The sequence below is a fragment of the Bradyrhizobium japonicum USDA 6 genome (assembly GCF_000284375.1).
Taxonomy (GTDB): Bacteria; Pseudomonadota; Alphaproteobacteria; order Rhizobiales; family Xanthobacteraceae; genus Bradyrhizobium; species Bradyrhizobium japonicum.
The window spans coordinates 5282571-5299617 of the sequence record NC_017249.1; the positions used below are offsets into that span (position 1 = coordinate 5282571).

Genomic DNA, 17047 nt, shown 5'->3' on the forward strand with positions numbered 1-17047 from the left:
AGTGCGTGATTCGGAAAGTTTGGAGGACGGCTATTTCCGGTCGGGCAGCTTCACCGGCACGTGCGGGGAGGTGCTGATCACCCGGGGGCTTCCGTCGGGATAGGTGCGGTCGCCGCGGATCAGCGATTCCAGAACCAGAAAAAATTTCTCAGCAAGCATTTGCGTCACCCTCGTTGGTGATGGCCTCTTGAAATGAGTCGAGGCGCCGAACGCAGAAATTCAATCAACTAAACGGGAGCAGGGTAATACCGGACAGCGCTATATGCTGCATCGCGGTGTGGTTGTAATTAGAAAGCAATAGAGTGGTGGTGGTGCTCAGCCGAAGGCCAGTGCCACGAGGCTCGAGCAGAGAAGAACCAAGCCGCCGGCGGTCAGTGCCAGGAAGCCATCGGATACGAAGTCATGGTTGCGCATGGGACACCTGCCGCTCTCGTGTTCGATGCTCGGTCGGATCGATTAAGATTGTCCGAACGTGCCGTCCTGAAGAGGTGATCCTTGCCGTCCGCCCGAATGCCCTCAGGCCCTCGTGCGGTAACCTTCAAACGCATGGGCCAGGAAAATCCCCGCGCTTACCAGACCCATCAGTGCCGAAACCGTCTCGATCATCGTCAAATTCCAGTTCGCCCCTGCAGCCGAGAAAACGCGTGCGGCCTTGCACAGTCAAAAGAATTCCAGTGAGCCACAAGACAATGGGGGTGGAGTGAGGATTTGGCGCAACAGAATGTCCAGGAGTGGCACAGAGCAGGGTGCCTGCGCTCCGTAGATCAACGGTGGAGAGACGAACGTCCCGTTTACCATCCCGGCGTGAACGCTGTGGGCTCCCCATTTCCGCCGTGTTCGGGTTGCGTTATCCTTACTGCTTCCGACGCGGTGGTGGGCCGCCTCGGATTTTGGGACCGGACAGCGCTCCCCCGTAGCCAAAGCGGGGGTTGGGTACGCCTCCGGCGAAGTGGTATTTGGGGCGCATGGGGATCCGACGGTCAGATTCGGTTTTGCGGGCCGCACGCGGTATTGCCGCGGTCGCGACCTGCCTCGCGCTTGCCAATTGCGCCTCCTCGAACAAGTTCGCCAGCCGGGTCGATCCGAAATACGGCGTGTCCTCGAGCCCGCGGGTCGTGGCGTTTGGGGATCCGGTTCCGAAAGGCGGCGGCACCTACCGAGTCGGCAAGCCCTACGTTGTGGCCGGCCGGACCTACGTGCCGGAGGAGGACGTCAACTACCGCGCCGAGGGTATGGCGTCCTGGTACGGCGACGATTTCCACGGCCGCCTGACCGCCAATGGCGAAGTGTTCGACATGACCTCGCTGACGGCGGCGCATCCGACCCTGCCGATGCCGTCCTATGCGAGGGTGACCAATATCTCGAACGGCAAATCGCTGATCGTGCGCGTCAACGACCGCGGGCCCTATCACGGCAACCGGCTCATCGACGTCTCGAACAAAGCCGCTGAACTCCTTGAATTCAAAGGCAATGGCGTCGCCAAGGTCCGTGTCGAATATGTCGGCCGGGCGCCGCTGGAAGGCTCCGACGACCGCCAGCTGATGGCGACCCTGCGTACCGGAATCCCGGCGCCGTCGCCCTCGATGGTGCGGGTTGCCTCGGCAAGGCCCTTCGTGCCGGAGCTGCCATCGTCGAACCGCGGCGCCATTCGCGGCGAGGTTCCGACGCCGGAAGGGCGGCCCTATAATCTCGGCAACACCTCCGCCGACATGGCGTCGCTCAACGCGACCTCGGAGGTGTCGGCATCGAGCCGCAGCCGGGGCCGAGGCCGGGCGCTCCAGAACGCGCGCGCCGTGTCCTATGACGAGGATGGCCGCTACGCGACCGAGAACGCGCCGTCATCGGCCGACGGCGCCGCCGAGGCCCGCAGCATCCTGAGCGGCCGCGGCCTCTACTAGGTACCAAGCCAGCAAATCCGGCGAGCGGCGTAGCGCCGCTGGCCCGTCGTCGCGCCCGGGGATCAGAACGGGATGCGGGCGCGTCCCGTGAACGTCCAGATCTGCGTGTTGCTGCCGATGCCGCCGAGTTCGGCGCCGAAGCCGACCGTGGTGCCGCCCGCCAGCCTTGCGCCGACGCCGCCCGTGACGCGGGCTGACCAGCCCTGGAGCAATGGTGTCGAAGCGAGCGGGATGCCGCCCGCAGCAACGATCGCGGCCGCATCGTCCTGCGTGAAGTAATAGTCGGCAAAGACGCCGGCATAGGGCACCAGCAGCACACTATCGAGCCACGGCACGGGATAGGAGACCCTGTTGCCGGCAGACGCGCGGCCGCTCGAGAAGGTGCGGGCCGCCTGCGGGGTGCCGAGCGAGTCGACATAGGCATTTTCCCGCTCCCAGATAGCGTAGACCTTGGCCGATGGTTCGATATTGAGATTGGCCCAGCTGTAGCTGCCGGTGAAGCCGGTCGCGAAAATCCAGCGATTGCCGTTGAAATTGCCCTGGGCCGTGCCGGCGGTGCCGTCATAGCCGATGCCGGAATAGGTCACGGCCACGTCGTAACGCAGCGTCGGGATGATCTTCCAGCCGAGATAGGCGCCGACGGTCCAGCCGTCGCCCTTCAGCTTTCCGTTGATGTCGGTCTGGGTGTAGCTGAAGTTCTCGTAGCCGCCGGTCACACCGACCAGCAAATTGGGTCTCGCCCGGTAGGTCAGTCCGGACAGCAGGTTGATCTGCTGGCCGAAGAGCGTGGCCTGGGTTGCTCCCTGACCGATGTTGCCGGACGAGCCCCATTGATCGATGCCGGTGCCGCGCACGTCGATCCAGAACAGCCAGTCCTTCTGCTCCCTGAAGCGCACAGCCGGTGCCTTGGTCGGCGCCGCCCGATCGATCGCGGCGAAGGCGTCATCGATCCGCGAGGAGCCGCGCCCGCGGCCGCCGGTCCGGCCGGAGCCGCCGTCGCCCGAATAGGCGTTCAAACTTTGAGAACCGGCCTGCTGACCGGATTTTGGCTTGTCGTCCTCATCGCCGTCGGGCGCGGCGGCGAAATTGACGCGCAGCCCGCCCGCGCCTGGCGTGATGTATTGCCCGCCGTCGCTGAACCCTTCGGAAATCGCGGTGTCGATCGAACCGGAGATCGCCTGTCCCGAGCTCTGCGCCACGATCTTGGTGACGTTGAGCTGGAGGGCGCGCAGCTTGGCGCTGTCGGCGGGAATGTCGACCGACTGGTTCAGGGCCGGCGAGGTCGAGGCGTTGAAGGCCACACTGCGGTTGTAGGTTGCCGTGATGCTGTGATTGCCGACGGCGAGCGTGGTCGTGGCAAAGGTGGCGACACCGGCCGACAGGGGAGACGTGCCGATCGGCGTGCCGCCGTCGTTGAAAGTGACCGTTCCCGTCGGCGTTCCGCCCGGGCTGTTCACCTTGGCCGTGAACGTTACAGACTCGCCGTAGCTGCTCGGATTCTTCGACGAGGTGAGCTCCGTGGTCGTCGTCGCGGACAGATAGGTGAACCTGTCTGCCGCCGAGGTCGGCGACGTCCCTCCGGCCGTCGTCACGGTGACATCGACCGTGCCGGCGCCGGGCGGCGAGGTTGCCGTGATCGACGTTGCCGAATTGACCGTGAAGCTGGTCGCGTTGTTGGCGCCGAACTTCACTGCGGTGGCGCCGGTGAATCCGGTCCCCGTGATCGCCACGGAGATGCCGCCGATCGCGGATCCGGAGTTCGGTGAGATCGAGCCGACCGTCGGTGCCGGCGTGTAGCTGAATTGATCCGATGCCGATGTGGCGGATGTTCCGCCTGGTGTCGTCACGGTGATATCGACGGTGCCGGCGCCGGCCGGCGAGACCGCGGTGATCGAGGTTGCCGAATTGACAGTGAAGCTGGTCGCATTGGTTGCGCCGAACTTCACCGCGGTGGCTCCGGACAGCGCGGTGCCCGTGATGGTGACCGACGTGCCACCCGTCGTCGAGCCCGCATTCGGCGCAACCGACGTCACCGCCGGCGTCGCGGCGTAGCTGAACTGATCCGCCGCGGAGGAGGCCGACGTTCCGCCCACCGTCGTGACCCTGACGTCCACGGTGCCGGTCCCAGCAGGCGATGTCGCGGTGATCTGGGTTGCCGAATTGACGGTGAAGCCAGCCGCCGCCGTAGCGCCGAACGTCACGGCCGTTGCGCCCGACAGATTGGCGCCGGTGATCGTGACAATGGTGCCGCCGGCCAGGGGGCCGCTTGTCGGCGAAATCGACGTGACGGAGGGAGCGCCGGCATAGGTGAACTGATCCGCGGCCGAGGTTGCGGAGGTCCCGCCAGGGGTCGTCACCCTGACGTCCACCGCGCCGGTCCCGGCCGGCGAGGTCGCGGTGATCGAGGTCGCGGAATTGAACGTGAAGCCGGCCGCGGCCGTACCGCCGAATGACACGGCCGTGACGCCGGTGAAGTTGGTGCCGGTGATCGTCACCGACGTCCCGCCGGCCGCCGGACCTGTGGTCGGGGAGATCGAGGTGACGGTGGGAGCGGCAATATAGGTGAACTGGTCCGCCGCGGATGTTGCCGACGTCCCGCCGGCCGTCGTCACCCTGATGTCGATCGTGCTGGTTCCTGCCGGCGATGTCGCGGTGATCTGGGTCGCCGAATTGACCGTGAAGCCAGTCGCAGCCGTTGCCCCGAACGCCACAGCCGTCGCGCCTGTGAAGTTGGTGCCGGTGATGGTTACGGTGGTGCCGCCAGCGCCCGGACCCGAGGTCGGCGAAATCGAAGTGACCGTCGGTGCCGGAATATAAGTGAATTGATCGGCTGCTGACGTTGCCGATGTTCCGCCCACGGTCGTCACCGTGATGTCGACCGTGCCAGTGCCTGCAGGCGAGGTCGCGGTGATCTGGGTCGCCGAATTGACCGCGAAACCAGTTGCCGCTGTTGCGCCGAACGTGACCGCAGTTGCGCCGGAGAGGTTCGTGCCGGTGATGATCACGGTCGTGCCGCCGGTCTGCGGGCCTGATGTCGGCGAGATCGATGTTACGGTTGGCGGACCAGCATAGGTGAACTGATCAGCCGCCGAGATCGCAGACGTCCCGCCAGGGGTCGTCACCCTGACGTCCACCGCGCCGGTCCCGGCCGGCGAGGTCGCGGTGATCGAGGTCGCGGAATTGAACGTGAAGCCGGCCGCAGCCGTACCGCCGAATGACACGGCCGTTACGCCGGTGAAGTTGGTGCCGGTGATCGTCACCGACGTCCCGCCGGCCGCCGGACCTGTTGTCGGGGAGATCGAGGTGACGGCGGGAGCGGCAATATAGGTGAACTGGTCCGCCGCGGATGTTGCCGACGTCCCGCCGGCCGTCGTCACTCGGACATCCACGGTGTTGGTCCCGGCCGGAGATGTCGCGGTGATCTGGGTCGCCGAATTGACGGTGAAGCCGGCCGCGGCCGTTGCCCCGAACGTCACGGCCGTCGCGCCTGTGAAGTTGGTGCCGGTGATGGTCACGGTGGTCCCGCCGCCACCCGGGCCCGTCGTCGGCGAGATCGATGTGACGGTGGGCGCGGCTACATAGGTGAACTGGTCGGAGGCCGTGGTCGCGGATGTCCCGCCTACTGTCGTGACGGTGACGTCGACGGTGCCCGTTCCGGCAGGCGCGGTGGCCGTGATCTGGGTATTGGAATTGACCATGTAGCTCGCGGCATTGATGGCGCCGAACTTCACGCCGGCGGCGCCTGTGGTCGTACTGAAATTCGTGCCGGTGATGATCACCGATGTGCCGCCACCGGTTGGACCTGACGTCGGCGATATCGAGGTTACGGTCGGCGGAGCGACGTAGGTGAACTGGTCCGCCGCCGACGTCGGCGATGTCGAGCCGTTTGTGACCGTGACGTCGACGGCGCCGGCGGACCCGGCCGGTGCGGTTGCCGTGATCTGCGTGTTGGAATTGACAGTATAGCTCGTCGCGTTGGTGGCGCCGAACTTGACGCCGCCCGCGCCGGTCGTGCCGGTGAAGTTGGTGCCGGTGATCACGACCGAAGTGCCGCCCGCGAGCGGCCCGGACGTCGGCGAGATCGACGTTACTGTGGGGCTGGGCAGATTGATCGTGAAAACGAAGGGGGTGTTCGCGATCGAACTGCCGGGGCAGCTTGCGGTGAAATCGCTGCAGCCCGGCGCGAAATAGAGCGTGATCGAGTCGGCTCCGCTACCCGTCTTGCTGTTCAGCGTAATGTCGATCTCGGCCTGGCCGGCGTTCGCGGTCTGACCGTTCTGGTTCGGGTTCGTCGGATGAAACGTATAGGTCGCCTTCGCCGTCGTCGGATTGTAGTCGGCGGCGGTGAGCTGCTGGTTGCCCGAATTGGTGCCGCTCGAATTGGCGATCGGCGCGTTGTAAAAGGAATCGGTGCCGGGGACAGAAAAAAGGCCCCATACGACGGAGTCGTCGGCAGGTGCGGAGGCCGTGCCGACAGTGAAACACAAGCGGTAGACTTGACCGACTGACGTGAAGTTCACGGTCACGCCCGATGTGGAATTCGTCGTTTGATCGCAAGCCGCGTTCGCCGCGGCCATCGCGCCGAGCATCACGACGGCCGCGATGCAGATGCGTTGAGCCGCCCGCCAGAGAGAGCGAACTATCCGCGAAGGCATAGCTCCACCATCGCGTGCCGGGACCTCCAATTCCCCGATTATCTCTGGATCGGCCACCGCAATGGCGTGACTCACCGGCCCCCTTGGCGGCAGCTCTCGATAGAGCAGCCGCCTTAAATCCCTGATTGTGAAATTATTCGCGTATATTCTTGCGTGTATCTAGGAGCGGAGGCTGCACACAATTGCAAGACGGTGCAGGCCGCAACATCCCGAAAAGTCATCCTTCAGGACGACTTTACGGCGAACCGTTGCGCTGCGGCAACAACTGGGTGTGCAAGTCATGACTGCCGAAACAACGCTAGAACTATTTATGATTGTATCTATTTATAATTGTACCAACGCTTGACTGTCAGCGTGAGCTGTTGAACAATCTAGGCGAGCAAAAGATATCGAATACGCCCAGTCGTTATTCACACCACATTTGAGAAGTCGCGCATCATCAAGCGAATGCGTTCGCATGCGCGCATTTGGAGGGGAAATTGCCCGCAACACCCATTCTTGGGCAGATTATGCCTTTTGCCGGCTCCATCATTCCCAGGGGATGGGCCTTGTGCAACGGCGCATTGCTGTCGATCCAGCAAAACACCGCGCTGTTCTCGTTGCTCGGCACGTATTATGGCGGCAACGGCGTGACGGTGTTCGGACTGCCGAACCTGATGGGGCGCGCTATCCTTGGCGCGGACAGCCAGGGCAGCTACGTGCCGGGAATGATCAGTGGCACGACCGCGGTCAGCCTGACCACGGCCACGCTGCCGAGCCACCCGCACGGGATCCAGGCCAAGACCGATCAGGGTGGCGGTCGCGGCAACGTTGTGCCGACGGGCAACACCTTCGCAACGAACACGCTGCCTGCCGCGAATCCGACCAAGATATTCGCCGCTGCCGGCCAGCAGGAGACCCCGCTCGCCATCGGCACCAATGTCCTGAACGAAGGCGGCGGCTCGCCGCACAACAACATGCAGCCCTATCTCACGATCAGCTATCTGATCGCGCTGCAAGGCGTTTATCCGTCGCGGGACTGAGCGCGCGCCGACGGCGGCAGGCGACAACTTTTACTCCGCACTTAGACCACGCATTCGCGACACGATTGGAAACGCGACCATGTCAGATCCCTTTGTCGGTGAAATCAGGCTCTTTGCCTTTCCGCGCGTGCCGAACGGCTGGCTCGCCTGCAACGGGCAGAGCGTGTCGATCGCGGAATACCAGACGCTGTATGCGATCATAGGCACGATCTATGGCGGCGATGGGCAGACGACTTTCAACCTTCCCGACCTGCAGGGACGCGTCGCGATCGGACAGGGGCAGGGCACGGGTTTGCCGAACTTCAGTCTCGGGCAACCGGGTGGTGAAGAAGCGCACACATTGAACGAGCCGGAGATGCCGGTCCACAGCCATGCGTTGATGTCGTCAACGGCGACGGGCGACGCGGTAACCCCGGGCTCGACGCTGCATCTGGCGACGGCGACGGACGGGACTCTCTATGCACCGGCTGCCAACATCCCGTCCTATGATGTCATGGCGGCGTGCGTCGTCGCCGCCGGCAACAGCGTTCCGCACGACAACATGATGCCGACCGTCACGTGCAACTACTGCATCTGCTGGGCGGGTATTTTCCCATCACAGGGCTGATCGTGCCGTCGAGGCAATCAAGCTCGCGCAATCGTCAGGGAGAACAAGGTGTCAGATCCGTTTGTCGGTGAAATCCAGGCGTTTCCGTTTCCTTTTGCTGCCCAAGGTTTCAACAATGCCTGGCTGCCGTGTCTGGGACAGGTCGTTCCGATCCAACGCTTCACGCCACTGTTCAGCCTGATCGGGACCTATTACGGCGGCAACGGCCAGACCAATTTTGCGCTGCCGAATCTTTCCGGCTCGGTCGTCATGAGCCAGGGCCAGGGACGGGGGCTTTCGCTGCGGGACATTGGTGAAGTCGTGGGCTCCCCCACGGTCACGCTGACAACAGATAATATGGCCCGTCACACCCATGGGCTGCAGCTTGGTGTCAAGACGGCCACGAACGCCACCACCGGCCCCGGAACGTCCTCAAACCTGACGGCGATCGATCCGGCGTTCAACGGCTTTGCCGCTCTCCCCGGCAACACGGTGCTGTCGCCGAACGCGATCGCGCCTAACGGCCAGGGCCAGCCTCACGACAACATGCAGCCGACCCAGGTGCTGATCTGGTGCATTGCCTACTCCGGGGTATTTCCAAGCTTCAGCTGAGCGGTCCCGGCCGTGGCGGCGCCCGCGCCGGGCGAGATGATCGGCATCGGGCATCACGGCTTGGCCATGCGGCTGACCGAAACGGGGGACGAGTCGTTCGTCCGGCATTTGTTCAAGACGGCGCGCGCCGAGAGCCTCGCGGTCGCCGGACTGGCTCCGGCAGCGCTCGACTCTCTGCTCGAGCAGCAGTTCCGCGCGCAGTCCGCCGGCTACGCCGCGCAATTTCCCGATGCCGTCTCGCTACTGATCGTGCGACGGGATGAACCGATCGGGCGCTTGATCCTGCACTGTACGGCGCAGCGCTGGCATATCGTCGACATCGTGCTGTTGCCGGCCGAGCGCGGCCATGGTCTCGGGACAGAGGTCATCGACGCTCTCGAAGCGAGCGCTCGGCAGCAGGGTGTCGGTGCGCTGACGCTCTCGGTGCTTGGGGGCAATCCGGCCGCGCACGGGTTCTACCTGCGGCGAGGGTTTGCCGAGACCGGGCAGGCGGGCGCCGCCCACATCGCGATGAAAAAGGATCTCGCCTAACGCTCAGCTACTTCGCGCAAGAACTTCAGCAGCGCAGCGTTGACCTCGTCGGGCCGTTCCTGCTGGACCCAATGGCCGGCGCCCTCGATGATCAGCTTCCGCGTCAGATTGGGCAGCACGCGCTCGAGCTCGTTGACGCGCTTGACGCCGATCAGGCCGGTGATGACGGCGTCTTTCGAGCCGGCAATGAAGAGCGATGGCTGATGGATCTGCGCGTCCTGCCAGGGCGCCGTCAGCTCCCAGTTGCGGTCGAGGTTGCGGTACCAGTTCAGCCCGCCGCGGAAGCCCGACTTGCGGAAGCTTTCGGTGAAATAGGCGAGGTCAGCCTCGCTGAGCCAGTTGGGCAGCGGCTCATCGGCGAGCGCGTGACCAAGAAAGCCCTTGCCCTCCTGGACGAACATCGCGGCGCTGGGATCGGCAAGGCCGCGCCCGCCGAGCACGATGCGCATGGTGCGGGCGATGTCACGCTCGAACTCGGCCTCGGCGACGCCGGGTGTCTGGAAATACTGCCAGTAGAAATTGGTGACGCCGCCCTGGCGCAGCAGATCGAGCGGCTTGCCGCGGCCGCGGAAGGGTGGCGGTACGCTCAGGCCCGCCACCGCCGTGAAGATGTCGGGCCGGAACAACGCCGCGTGCCAGGCGACCGGCGCGCCCCAGTCGTGGCCGACCACCATCGCCTTGCTCTCGCCGAGCGCGTGCACGAGGCCAACGATGTCGCCGACCGTGTGGAAGATCGAGTAGGCGGCAACGTCCGCCGGAGCCGCGCTCTGGCCGTAGCCGCGCATGTCGGGGGCGACGACGCGAAATCCGGCGTCGGCGAGCGCCGGGATCTGGTGGCGCCAAGAGTAGGATAGCTCGGGCCAGCCATGGCACAGCACCACCAGCGGACCCTGGCCGGCTTCGCGGATGAACAGGTCGATCCCGTTGGCCTTGATAACGCGGGTGGACAACATCGCTTTTCCGCCTTGTTTCAGGGGTTTGGTCGGGAAATATGAGGTGCCACGATAGGGGCGCGCCGAGAATCGTGCAATCTCGGGTTCGGCGGCCAGCCCCGTGTTGTTTGCACCGGTTCCTGCTGTTAGAACGCCGCTCTCAGGGCTTCGCCATGGCATTTCGTCTTTTTCCGCTCCGTCGCACCCGGTTCTCCGCCGGTGCGCTGGGGCGTGGGCTGATCGCGGCGGTTCTGGTGGCGGGCATCGGCTGGGGCGGCGCGCTCTACGCCGCCAACCAGAGCATCCAGGGCGCCAAGAAAGCCGAGGATTCCGGCTTCGATGGCGACGCCCCGACCGCGATCCTGATCGAGGCCTCCAGCGGCAGCGTGCTGTTCGAGAAGAGCGCCGACGAGCTGCGCGCGCCCTCCAGCATGATGAAGCTGATGACGGCCGAAGTCGTCTTCAATGCCATCAAGAAGGGCGACATCAAGCCGACCGACGAGTACCGGATCAGCGAGAACGCCTGGCGCAAGGGTGGGGCGCCCTCAGGCGGCTCGACCATGTTCGCCGCCATCAACAGCAAGGTTTCGGTCGACGATCTCCTGCATGGCGCGATCATCCAGAGCGGCAATGACGCCTGCATCGCGCTGGCCGAGGGCATTGCCGGCAACGAGAAGATCTTTGCCGCCGACTTCATGACCAAGCGTGCCCGCGAGCTCGGCATGACGAAGTCGACCTTCGGCAATTCCAACGGCTTGCCCGATCCCGGCAACAAGATGACGGTCCGCGAGCTCGGCATCCTCGCTCGCCACATCATTCTCGACTTCCCCGAATTCTACAAACTGTTCGGCGAGAAGGAGTACACCTGGAACAAGATCCGCCAGCCCAACCGCAATCCACTGCTCAATTCGATGGAAGGCGCTGACGGTCTGAAAACCGGCTACACCAAGGAAGGCGGCTACGGCATGGTCGGCTCGGCCGTGCAGAACGGCACGCGGCTGATCGTGGTCGTCAATGGCCTGGAAGATCCTGAGGATCGCGCCACCGAAGCCAAGAAGATGCTGGAATGGGGCTTTCGCAATTTCGAGACCCGCACCTTGATCGCGGCCGACCAGCAGGTTGGCTACGCAAAAGTGTTTGGCGGCGAGAGCCGTTCGGTCAAGCTTGTCGCCAAGACGCCCGTCAAGGTGATGGTGCACAAGAACGGCAGCGACAAGCTGATTGCGCGCGTCGTCTATAGCGGACCGGTGCGCGCGCCGATCGAAGCCGGCCAGAAGGTCGGCGTGGTCAAGGTCTGGCGCAGCGGCAATATCGCGGTGGAGACGCCCGTCTATGCCGCCGAAGCGATCGGCACCGGCTCGACCATGCGCCGCGCGATCGACGGTGCCAGCGAGCTCGTGATCGGCATGTTCCGCGCGGGCGCCGAGAAGCTCTGATCATGAGTGAGAGCGCAGCACAGCGGCCGTCCGGACGCGGACGCTTCATCACCTTTGAAGGCGGCGAGGGGACGGGCAAGTCGACCCAGATCAAGAAGCTCGCCGACCGCCTCAATGCGGCCAGGATGCGGACCCTCGTCACGCGCGAGCCCGGCGGCTCGCCGGGTGCCGAGATCATGCGCCATCTCGTGCTGTCGGGGATGGGCAAGCTGCTCGGGCCCGAAGCCGAGACGCTGCTGTTCGCGGCTGCTCGCGATGACCATGTCCGCACCGTGATCCAGCCTGCGCTCAATCGGGGCGCCTGGGTGCTGTGCGATCGCTTCGCCGACTCGACGCGGGCCTATCAGGGCAGCCTCGGCCGCGTGCCGATGGGCCTGATCAACGCGATGCAGCGGGTCACGATCGGCGATCTCAAGCCGGACCTCACCCTCATCCTCGATTTGCCGGTCGAGATTGGATTGCAGCGCGCCGCCGTGCGTCGTGGTAGCGGCACACCTGACAGGTTCGAGGGCGAGAAGCTCAGCTTCCATCAGGGCCTGCGCGAGGCCTATCGCAAGATCGCCGAGGACGATCCCGGCCGTTGCGTCCTGATCGATGCCAATTCCGATCCTGACACGGTTGCTGGACGAGTCTGGGCGGCGCTGCGCGATCGTCTTCTCCCAACCCCTGCATCGGTGGTTTCCCTATGAGCCCGCGCCAGGCCGAACGTGAAACCGCCATTCCGCATCCGCGCGAGACGAGCCTTCTGTTCGGCCATCGCGAGGCCGAGACGGCGCTGCTCGCGGCCTATCGCAGCGGGCGCATTCCGCATGCCTGGCTGATCGGCGGGCCGCAGGGGATCGGCAAAGCGACGCTGGCCTATCGCATGGCGCGCTTCGTGCTTTCCAACGGCCAGCCGCTGGCGCCGTCCGTGCAGCGCGCCGAGACCCTCGCGGTCGATCCTGATGACGCCGTGGCGCGGCAGGTTGCGGCCAGCTCGCATGGCGGGCTGTTGACGCTGGAACGCACCGCCAATGATCGCGGCGTGATGCGCACGGTGATCACCGTGGACGAGACGCGGGAGACGATCGGTTTTTTCGGCTCGACTGCTGCGGCAGAGGGCTGGCGCGTCTGCATCGTCGACACCGTCGACGAGCTCAATCCGAATGCCGCCAATGCGCTGCTGAAAATCCTCGAGGAGCCGCCGCAGCAATCGCTGTTCCTCCTGGTCAGCCACGCACCGGCGCGCGTGCTCGCCACGATCCAGTCGCGCTGCCGCAAGCTGCGCCTGCGCCCGCTCGACACGGATGATGTGATCGGCGCCGCAGCTTCGGCGGCTGACCTCGATCCGAACGATCCGGCGCTGCGCGAGGCCGCGGAGGCCTCCGAGGGCAGCGTCGCGCGGGCGCTGACGCTGCTCGGCGGCGATGCCCTGAAGCTGCAGCAGCGCACGGCGGCGCTGCTTGCGCGCCTGCCAGAGGTCGATCCGCGCGAATTGCACACGCTCGGCGATTCGCTCGGCACCAGTGACCGCGTCGCGCTGGCGGCCTTCATCGACGGCATCGATCGCTGGATCGCGGAACGCCTGCACTCCGACGAGGCCAATGCCAACCAGAATCTGCCGCGCCTTGCGCGCCTAGCTGAGGTATGGGAAAAGATCGTCCGCGCCGCGCGCGACACCGAAACCTACAATCTGGAGCGAAAGCCCTTGGTTTTCTCGGTGTTCGGCTGGCTGGCGGACGCAACGCGCTAGGCGCAGGTTCGTTTCCAAATTTTTAGAAGTCGGTAAAGGAAATTCGTCGTGGCCACGCGAGCTAAAAAATCCGTCAAGCGCAAGAGCGGCAAGAAGGCTGCGAAGGAGGCCACCAAAAAGGCCGCGAAGGCGCATCCAGGTGCCAAGAAGGTCAAGAAGACCAAGAAGGCAGCGGCCAAGAAGGGCGTGAAGAAAAGCGCTGCGAAGACGACAAAGAAGGCGGGCAAGAAGGCCGCGAAGAAGCAGGTCGTCGCCAAGAAGGCGGTGAAGAAAGCGGCCAAAAAGGCAGCCAAGTCTCCGGCGAAGAACAAGGCTCCGGCGAAGAAGGTCGCCAAGAAAGCGAAAGTGACCGTGCCTGCCGTGACCGCCGCACCGGCTCCTGTCGCCACGCCGCCGAAGGTTGTGAAGCCCAAGGTGTCGAAGCCTGAGGCGCCGCCCGCGGCGAAGCCCGTTGCAGCTCTACAAGCCGCAGCTCCCGTTGCCGCTCCCGCGCGCGACAACGTCTTCTACATCTCGACCGCCATCGCCTATCCCAACGGCAGCCCGCATATCGGCCACGCCTATGAGGCGATCTCGGCCGACGTGCTGGCGCGCTTTGCGCGGCTCGACGGGAAGGACGTGTTCTTCCTGACCGGCACCGACGAGCATGGTCAGAAGATGGTCCAGACCGCGCAGAACGAGGGCCTGACCCCGTCCGCGCTCGCGACCCGCAATGCTGGCCGCTTCAAGGAGATGGACGAGCGTCTGAACGTGTCGTTCGACCGCTTCATCCGCACCACCGAAGAGCAGCACCATCGCTCCAGCCAGGAAATCTGGCGGCGCATGGAAGCGAACGGCGACATCTACGCCGACACCTATGCCGGCTGGTACTCGGTGCGCGACGAGGCGTATTACGCCGAGGACGAGACGCGCCTGAACGACGACGGCGTGCGCCTCGGCCCGCAAGGCACGCCAGTCGAATGGGTCGAGGAGAAGAGCTATTTCTTCCGCCTGTCGGCCTATCAGGACAAGCTTCTGAAGCTCTACGAAGATCATCCCGAATTCATTGGCCCGGACTCGCGCAAGAACGAGGTGGTGAGCTTCGTGCGCGGCGGCCTGCGCGATCTCTCGATCTCGCGCACGACCTTCGATTGGGGCGTGAAAGTGCCCAGCGACGAAGAGCACGTGATGTATGTCTGGGTCGACGCGCTGACCAATTACATCACCGGCGTCGGATTCCCCGACGAGAGCGACGAGAACTGGCGCTACTGGCCGGCCGACGTGCACATCATCGGCAAGGATATCATCCGCTTCCACGCGGTCTACTGGCCCGCATTCCTGATGTCGGCCGGCATTTCGCTGCCGAAGAGGGTCTATGCCCATGGCTTCCTGTTCAACAGGGGCGAGAAGATGTCGAAGTCGGTCGGCAATGTCGTCGACCCCTTCAATCTTGCCGACCAGTATGGCGTCGACCAGATGCGCTATTTCTTCCTGCGCGAGGTCTCGTATGGCCAGGACGGCAACTACAACCACGAAGCCATCGTCGCGCGCATCAATGCCGATCTCGCCAACGACCTCGGCAACCTCGCGCAGCGCTCGCTGTCGATGATCGCCAAGCAGCTCGGCGGCGTGCTGCCGGAGCCGGGCGAGTTCAGCGACAACGACAAGGCGATTTTGGCGATGGCGGACGGCATGATCGCCGCATCGCGCGAAGCGATGGCGACGCAGCAGATCCATCACTGGCTCAACGCGGTGTGGGCCGTGGTCGCGGAGGCCAACCGTTATTTCGCGGGCGAGGCGCCGTGGGCGCTCGCTAAGACCGATCCTGTCAGGCAGAAGACGGTGCTCTATGTCACCGCCGAAGTCGTGCGCCAGATCGCGATCCTGGCCCAGCCGGCGATGCCGACCGCCTCGGGCCTGCTGCTCGACAGCCTCGGCATTCCCGCGGGCGAGCGGAATTTCGCGATGCTCGGGGGCGCCAAACGGATCGCGCCAGGCTCGACGCTGCCGGCGCCGACACCGGCGTTCCCGCGCTACATCGAGCCGGCGGCCTAGGGCGTTCGGGCGATGCTGGTCGACAGCCACTGCCATCTGGATTTTCCGGACTTTGCGGAAGACCTCGACGGGATCGTCTCGCGTGCACGTGCGGCCGGCATCGGCCGTATGGTCACGATCTCCACGCGGGTGCGAAAGCTCAATCAGCTTCTGGGCATCGCTGAGCGCTACGACGACGTCTACTGCTCGGTCGGCACCCATCCGCACAACGCGGACGAGGAAGACGGCATCTCGCCGGAAGAACTGATCGGGTTGACCGGGCATCCCAAGGTGGTCGCGCTCGGCGAGGCCGGGCTCGACTATTTCTACGACAACGGCGCGCCGGAGGCGCAGGCGAGGGGCTTTCGCGCCCACATCGCGGCGGCCCGTGCGACCGGCCTGCCGCTGGTGATCCACACCCGCGCGGCGGACGAGGATTGCGGCCGCATCCTGGAGGAGGAAGCTGCCAAGGGATCGTTTCGCGCCGTGCTGCATTGCTACACGGGCGGGCGCGAGCTGGCGCTGAAGGCCGTGTCGCTCGGGCTCTATATCGGCTTCACGGGGATCCTGACCTTCAAGAAATCGGAGACCCTGCGCGCGCTTGCGGCTGAACTGCCGTCCGACTGTATTCTGGTTGAAACAGACTCGCCCTATCTTGCGCCCGGCAAGTTCCGGGGCAAACGCAACGAGCCGGCCTTTGTGGTCGAGGTCGCCAAGGTGCTCGCCGAAACGCGCGGCGTGTCGCTCGACGAGATCTCACGCCAGACCACCGAAAACTTCTTCCGCCTGTTCTCCAAGGTGAAATCTTAAGGTTGGGAGCCGCATGACGCTGACGCTGACGATCCTGGGCTCCGGCTCCTCCGCCGGCGTGCCGCGCCCGGCGCTCGGCTGGGGCGCCTGCGATCCCAACAATCCAAAGAACCGCCGCCGCCGCTGTTCGCTGCTGGTCGAGCAGACCGGCGAGCACGGCAACACGCGGATCGTCATCGACACTTCGCCCGACCTGCGCGAGCAGCTCATCGATGCCAATGTCGATCACATCGATGCGGTGTTCCTGACCCACGAGCATGCCGATCAGACTCACGGCATGGACGATCTGCGTTCGGTCGTGCTGCACATGCGCAAGCGCATTCCAACGTATTTCAATCAGTCGACCGCCAAGGACATCATGGCGCGGTTCTCCTATTGCTTTATCTCGCCGGAGGGCAGCGACTATCCGCCGATCCTGACGCGACATTCCATCGAGGCGGGCGAGACCCAGACCATCCTGGGGAAGGGCGGCACGGTGAAGTTGACGGCCTTCCTGGTCCAGCACGGCCAGATCCCCGCGCTCGGCTATCGCATCGGCAATGCCGCCTACACGCCCGACCTCAACGACATCCCGCGCGAGAGCTGGGGCGCGCTGGAAAATCTCGATCTCTGGATCGTCGACGGCTTGCGCTACACTCAGCATTCCAGCCATTTCAGCATCAACGATGCGCTATCCTGGATCGAGCGTTTCAAGCCGAAGCGAGCTGTCATCACCAACATGACGGCCGACGTCGATTACGAGGTGATCAGGCAGAAGCTGCCCGCGGGCGTGGTGCCGGCCTACGACGGCATGCGGCTCGAGACGCACTGATCGCGCCGG

At 64.7% G+C, this 17047-nt stretch carries 14 protein-coding genes; 11 read left to right on the plus strand and 3 right to left on the minus strand.

What is annotated here, in order from left to right; translation table 11 throughout:
- Nucleotides 1-30: 30 nt before the first annotated feature.
- Entirely contained in the window at nucleotides 31-159 is a 129-nt protein-coding gene (locus BJ6T_RS49195) for a hypothetical protein (protein WP_256374848.1), read from the minus strand.
- 806 nt (nucleotides 160-965) lie between these two features.
- On the opposite strand from BJ6T_RS49195, the gene BJ6T_RS25025 reads away from it, so the two are divergent.
- Complete coding sequence (locus BJ6T_RS25025; protein ID WP_043900245.1) at nucleotides 966-1898, plus strand: septal ring lytic transglycosylase RlpA family protein; 933 nt, start codon at nucleotides 966-968, stop codon at nucleotides 1896-1898.
- A 62-nt stretch (nucleotides 1899-1960) separates the two neighbouring features.
- Here BJ6T_RS25025 and BJ6T_RS25030 read toward each other — a convergent pair whose 3' ends face one another.
- Nucleotides 1961-6487 carry an IPT/TIG domain-containing protein gene (locus tag BJ6T_RS25030; protein ID WP_014495287.1) on the minus strand — a complete coding sequence of 1509 codons (4527 nt, stop codon included), beginning with the start codon at nucleotides 6485-6487 and terminating at the stop codon, nucleotides 1961-1963.
- Between the two features lie 545 nt (nucleotides 6488-7032).
- On the opposite strand from BJ6T_RS25030, the gene BJ6T_RS25035 reads away from it, so the two are divergent.
- The 4 genes from BJ6T_RS25035 to BJ6T_RS25050 all read left to right on the plus strand — a co-directional run bounded on the left by BJ6T_RS25035 (nucleotide 7033) and on the right by BJ6T_RS25050 (nucleotide 9304).
- Nucleotides 7033-7575, plus strand: coding sequence for a phage tail protein (locus tag BJ6T_RS25035; protein WP_014495288.1), 543 nt, complete (start codon nucleotides 7033-7035; stop codon nucleotides 7573-7575).
- Between the two features lie 79 nt (nucleotides 7576-7654).
- The gene (locus tag BJ6T_RS25040) at nucleotides 7655-8182 is read left to right on the plus strand and encodes a phage tail protein (RefSeq protein WP_014495289.1); all 528 of its coding nucleotides are present in this window, start codon (nucleotides 7655-7657) and stop codon (nucleotides 8180-8182) included.
- 48 nt (nucleotides 8183-8230) lie between these two features.
- Entirely contained in the window at nucleotides 8231-8773 is a 543-nt protein-coding gene (locus BJ6T_RS25045; RefSeq protein ID WP_014495290.1) for a phage tail protein, read from the plus strand.
- 12 nt (nucleotides 8774-8785) lie between these two features.
- On the plus strand, nucleotides 8786-9304 hold the full coding sequence (locus BJ6T_RS25050) for a GNAT family N-acetyltransferase (protein WP_014495291.1): 519 nt from the start codon (nucleotides 8786-8788) through the stop codon (nucleotides 9302-9304).
- On the opposite strand, the gene BJ6T_RS25055 is transcribed toward BJ6T_RS25050, so the two are convergent.
- The gene (locus tag BJ6T_RS25055) at nucleotides 9301-10257 is read right to left on the minus strand and encodes an alpha/beta fold hydrolase (protein WP_014495292.1); all 957 of its coding nucleotides are present in this window, start codon (nucleotides 10255-10257) and stop codon (nucleotides 9301-9303) included. The genes BJ6T_RS25050 and BJ6T_RS25055 overlap by 4 nt on opposite strands.
- A gap of 152 nt (nucleotides 10258-10409) precedes the next feature.
- On the opposite strand from BJ6T_RS25055, the gene BJ6T_RS25060 reads away from it, so the two are divergent.
- Genes BJ6T_RS25060 through BJ6T_RS25085 form a run of 6 tightly spaced genes read left to right on the plus strand, consistent with a single transcriptional unit; the run spans nucleotide 10410 to nucleotide 17038 of the window.
- On the plus strand, nucleotides 10410-11672 hold the full coding sequence (locus BJ6T_RS25060; RefSeq protein WP_014495293.1) for a D-alanyl-D-alanine carboxypeptidase family protein: 1263 nt from the start codon (nucleotides 10410-10412) through the stop codon (nucleotides 11670-11672).
- 2 nt (nucleotides 11673-11674) lie between these two features.
- Nucleotides 11675-12361 carry a dTMP kinase gene (gene tmk / locus BJ6T_RS25065; RefSeq protein ID WP_014495294.1) on the plus strand — a complete coding sequence of 229 codons (687 nt, stop codon included), beginning with the start codon at nucleotides 11675-11677 and terminating at the stop codon, nucleotides 12359-12361.
- Nucleotides 12358-13404 carry a DNA polymerase III subunit delta' gene (locus BJ6T_RS25070; protein WP_014495295.1) on the plus strand — a complete coding sequence of 349 codons (1047 nt, stop codon included), beginning with the start codon at nucleotides 12358-12360 and terminating at the stop codon, nucleotides 13402-13404. The genes tmk and BJ6T_RS25070 overlap by 4 nt, the downstream gene beginning before the upstream one ends.
- Before the next feature lie 48 nt (nucleotides 13405-13452).
- Complete coding sequence (metG, locus tag BJ6T_RS25075; RefSeq protein ID WP_014495296.1) at nucleotides 13453-15438, plus strand: methionine--tRNA ligase; 1986 nt, start codon at nucleotides 13453-13455, stop codon at nucleotides 15436-15438.
- Between the two features lie 12 nt (nucleotides 15439-15450).
- Nucleotides 15451-16227, plus strand: a complete 777-nt coding sequence (locus BJ6T_RS25080; RefSeq protein ID WP_014495297.1) for a TatD family hydrolase — start codon at nucleotides 15451-15453, stop codon at nucleotides 16225-16227.
- Nucleotides 16228-16240: 13 nt separating this feature from the next.
- Nucleotides 16241-17038 (plus strand): MBL fold metallo-hydrolase, encoded by a 798-nt coding sequence (locus tag BJ6T_RS25085; protein WP_014495298.1) that lies wholly within the window; start codon nucleotides 16241-16243, stop codon nucleotides 17036-17038.
- The last annotated feature ends 9 nt before the right edge of the window (nucleotides 17039-17047 follow it).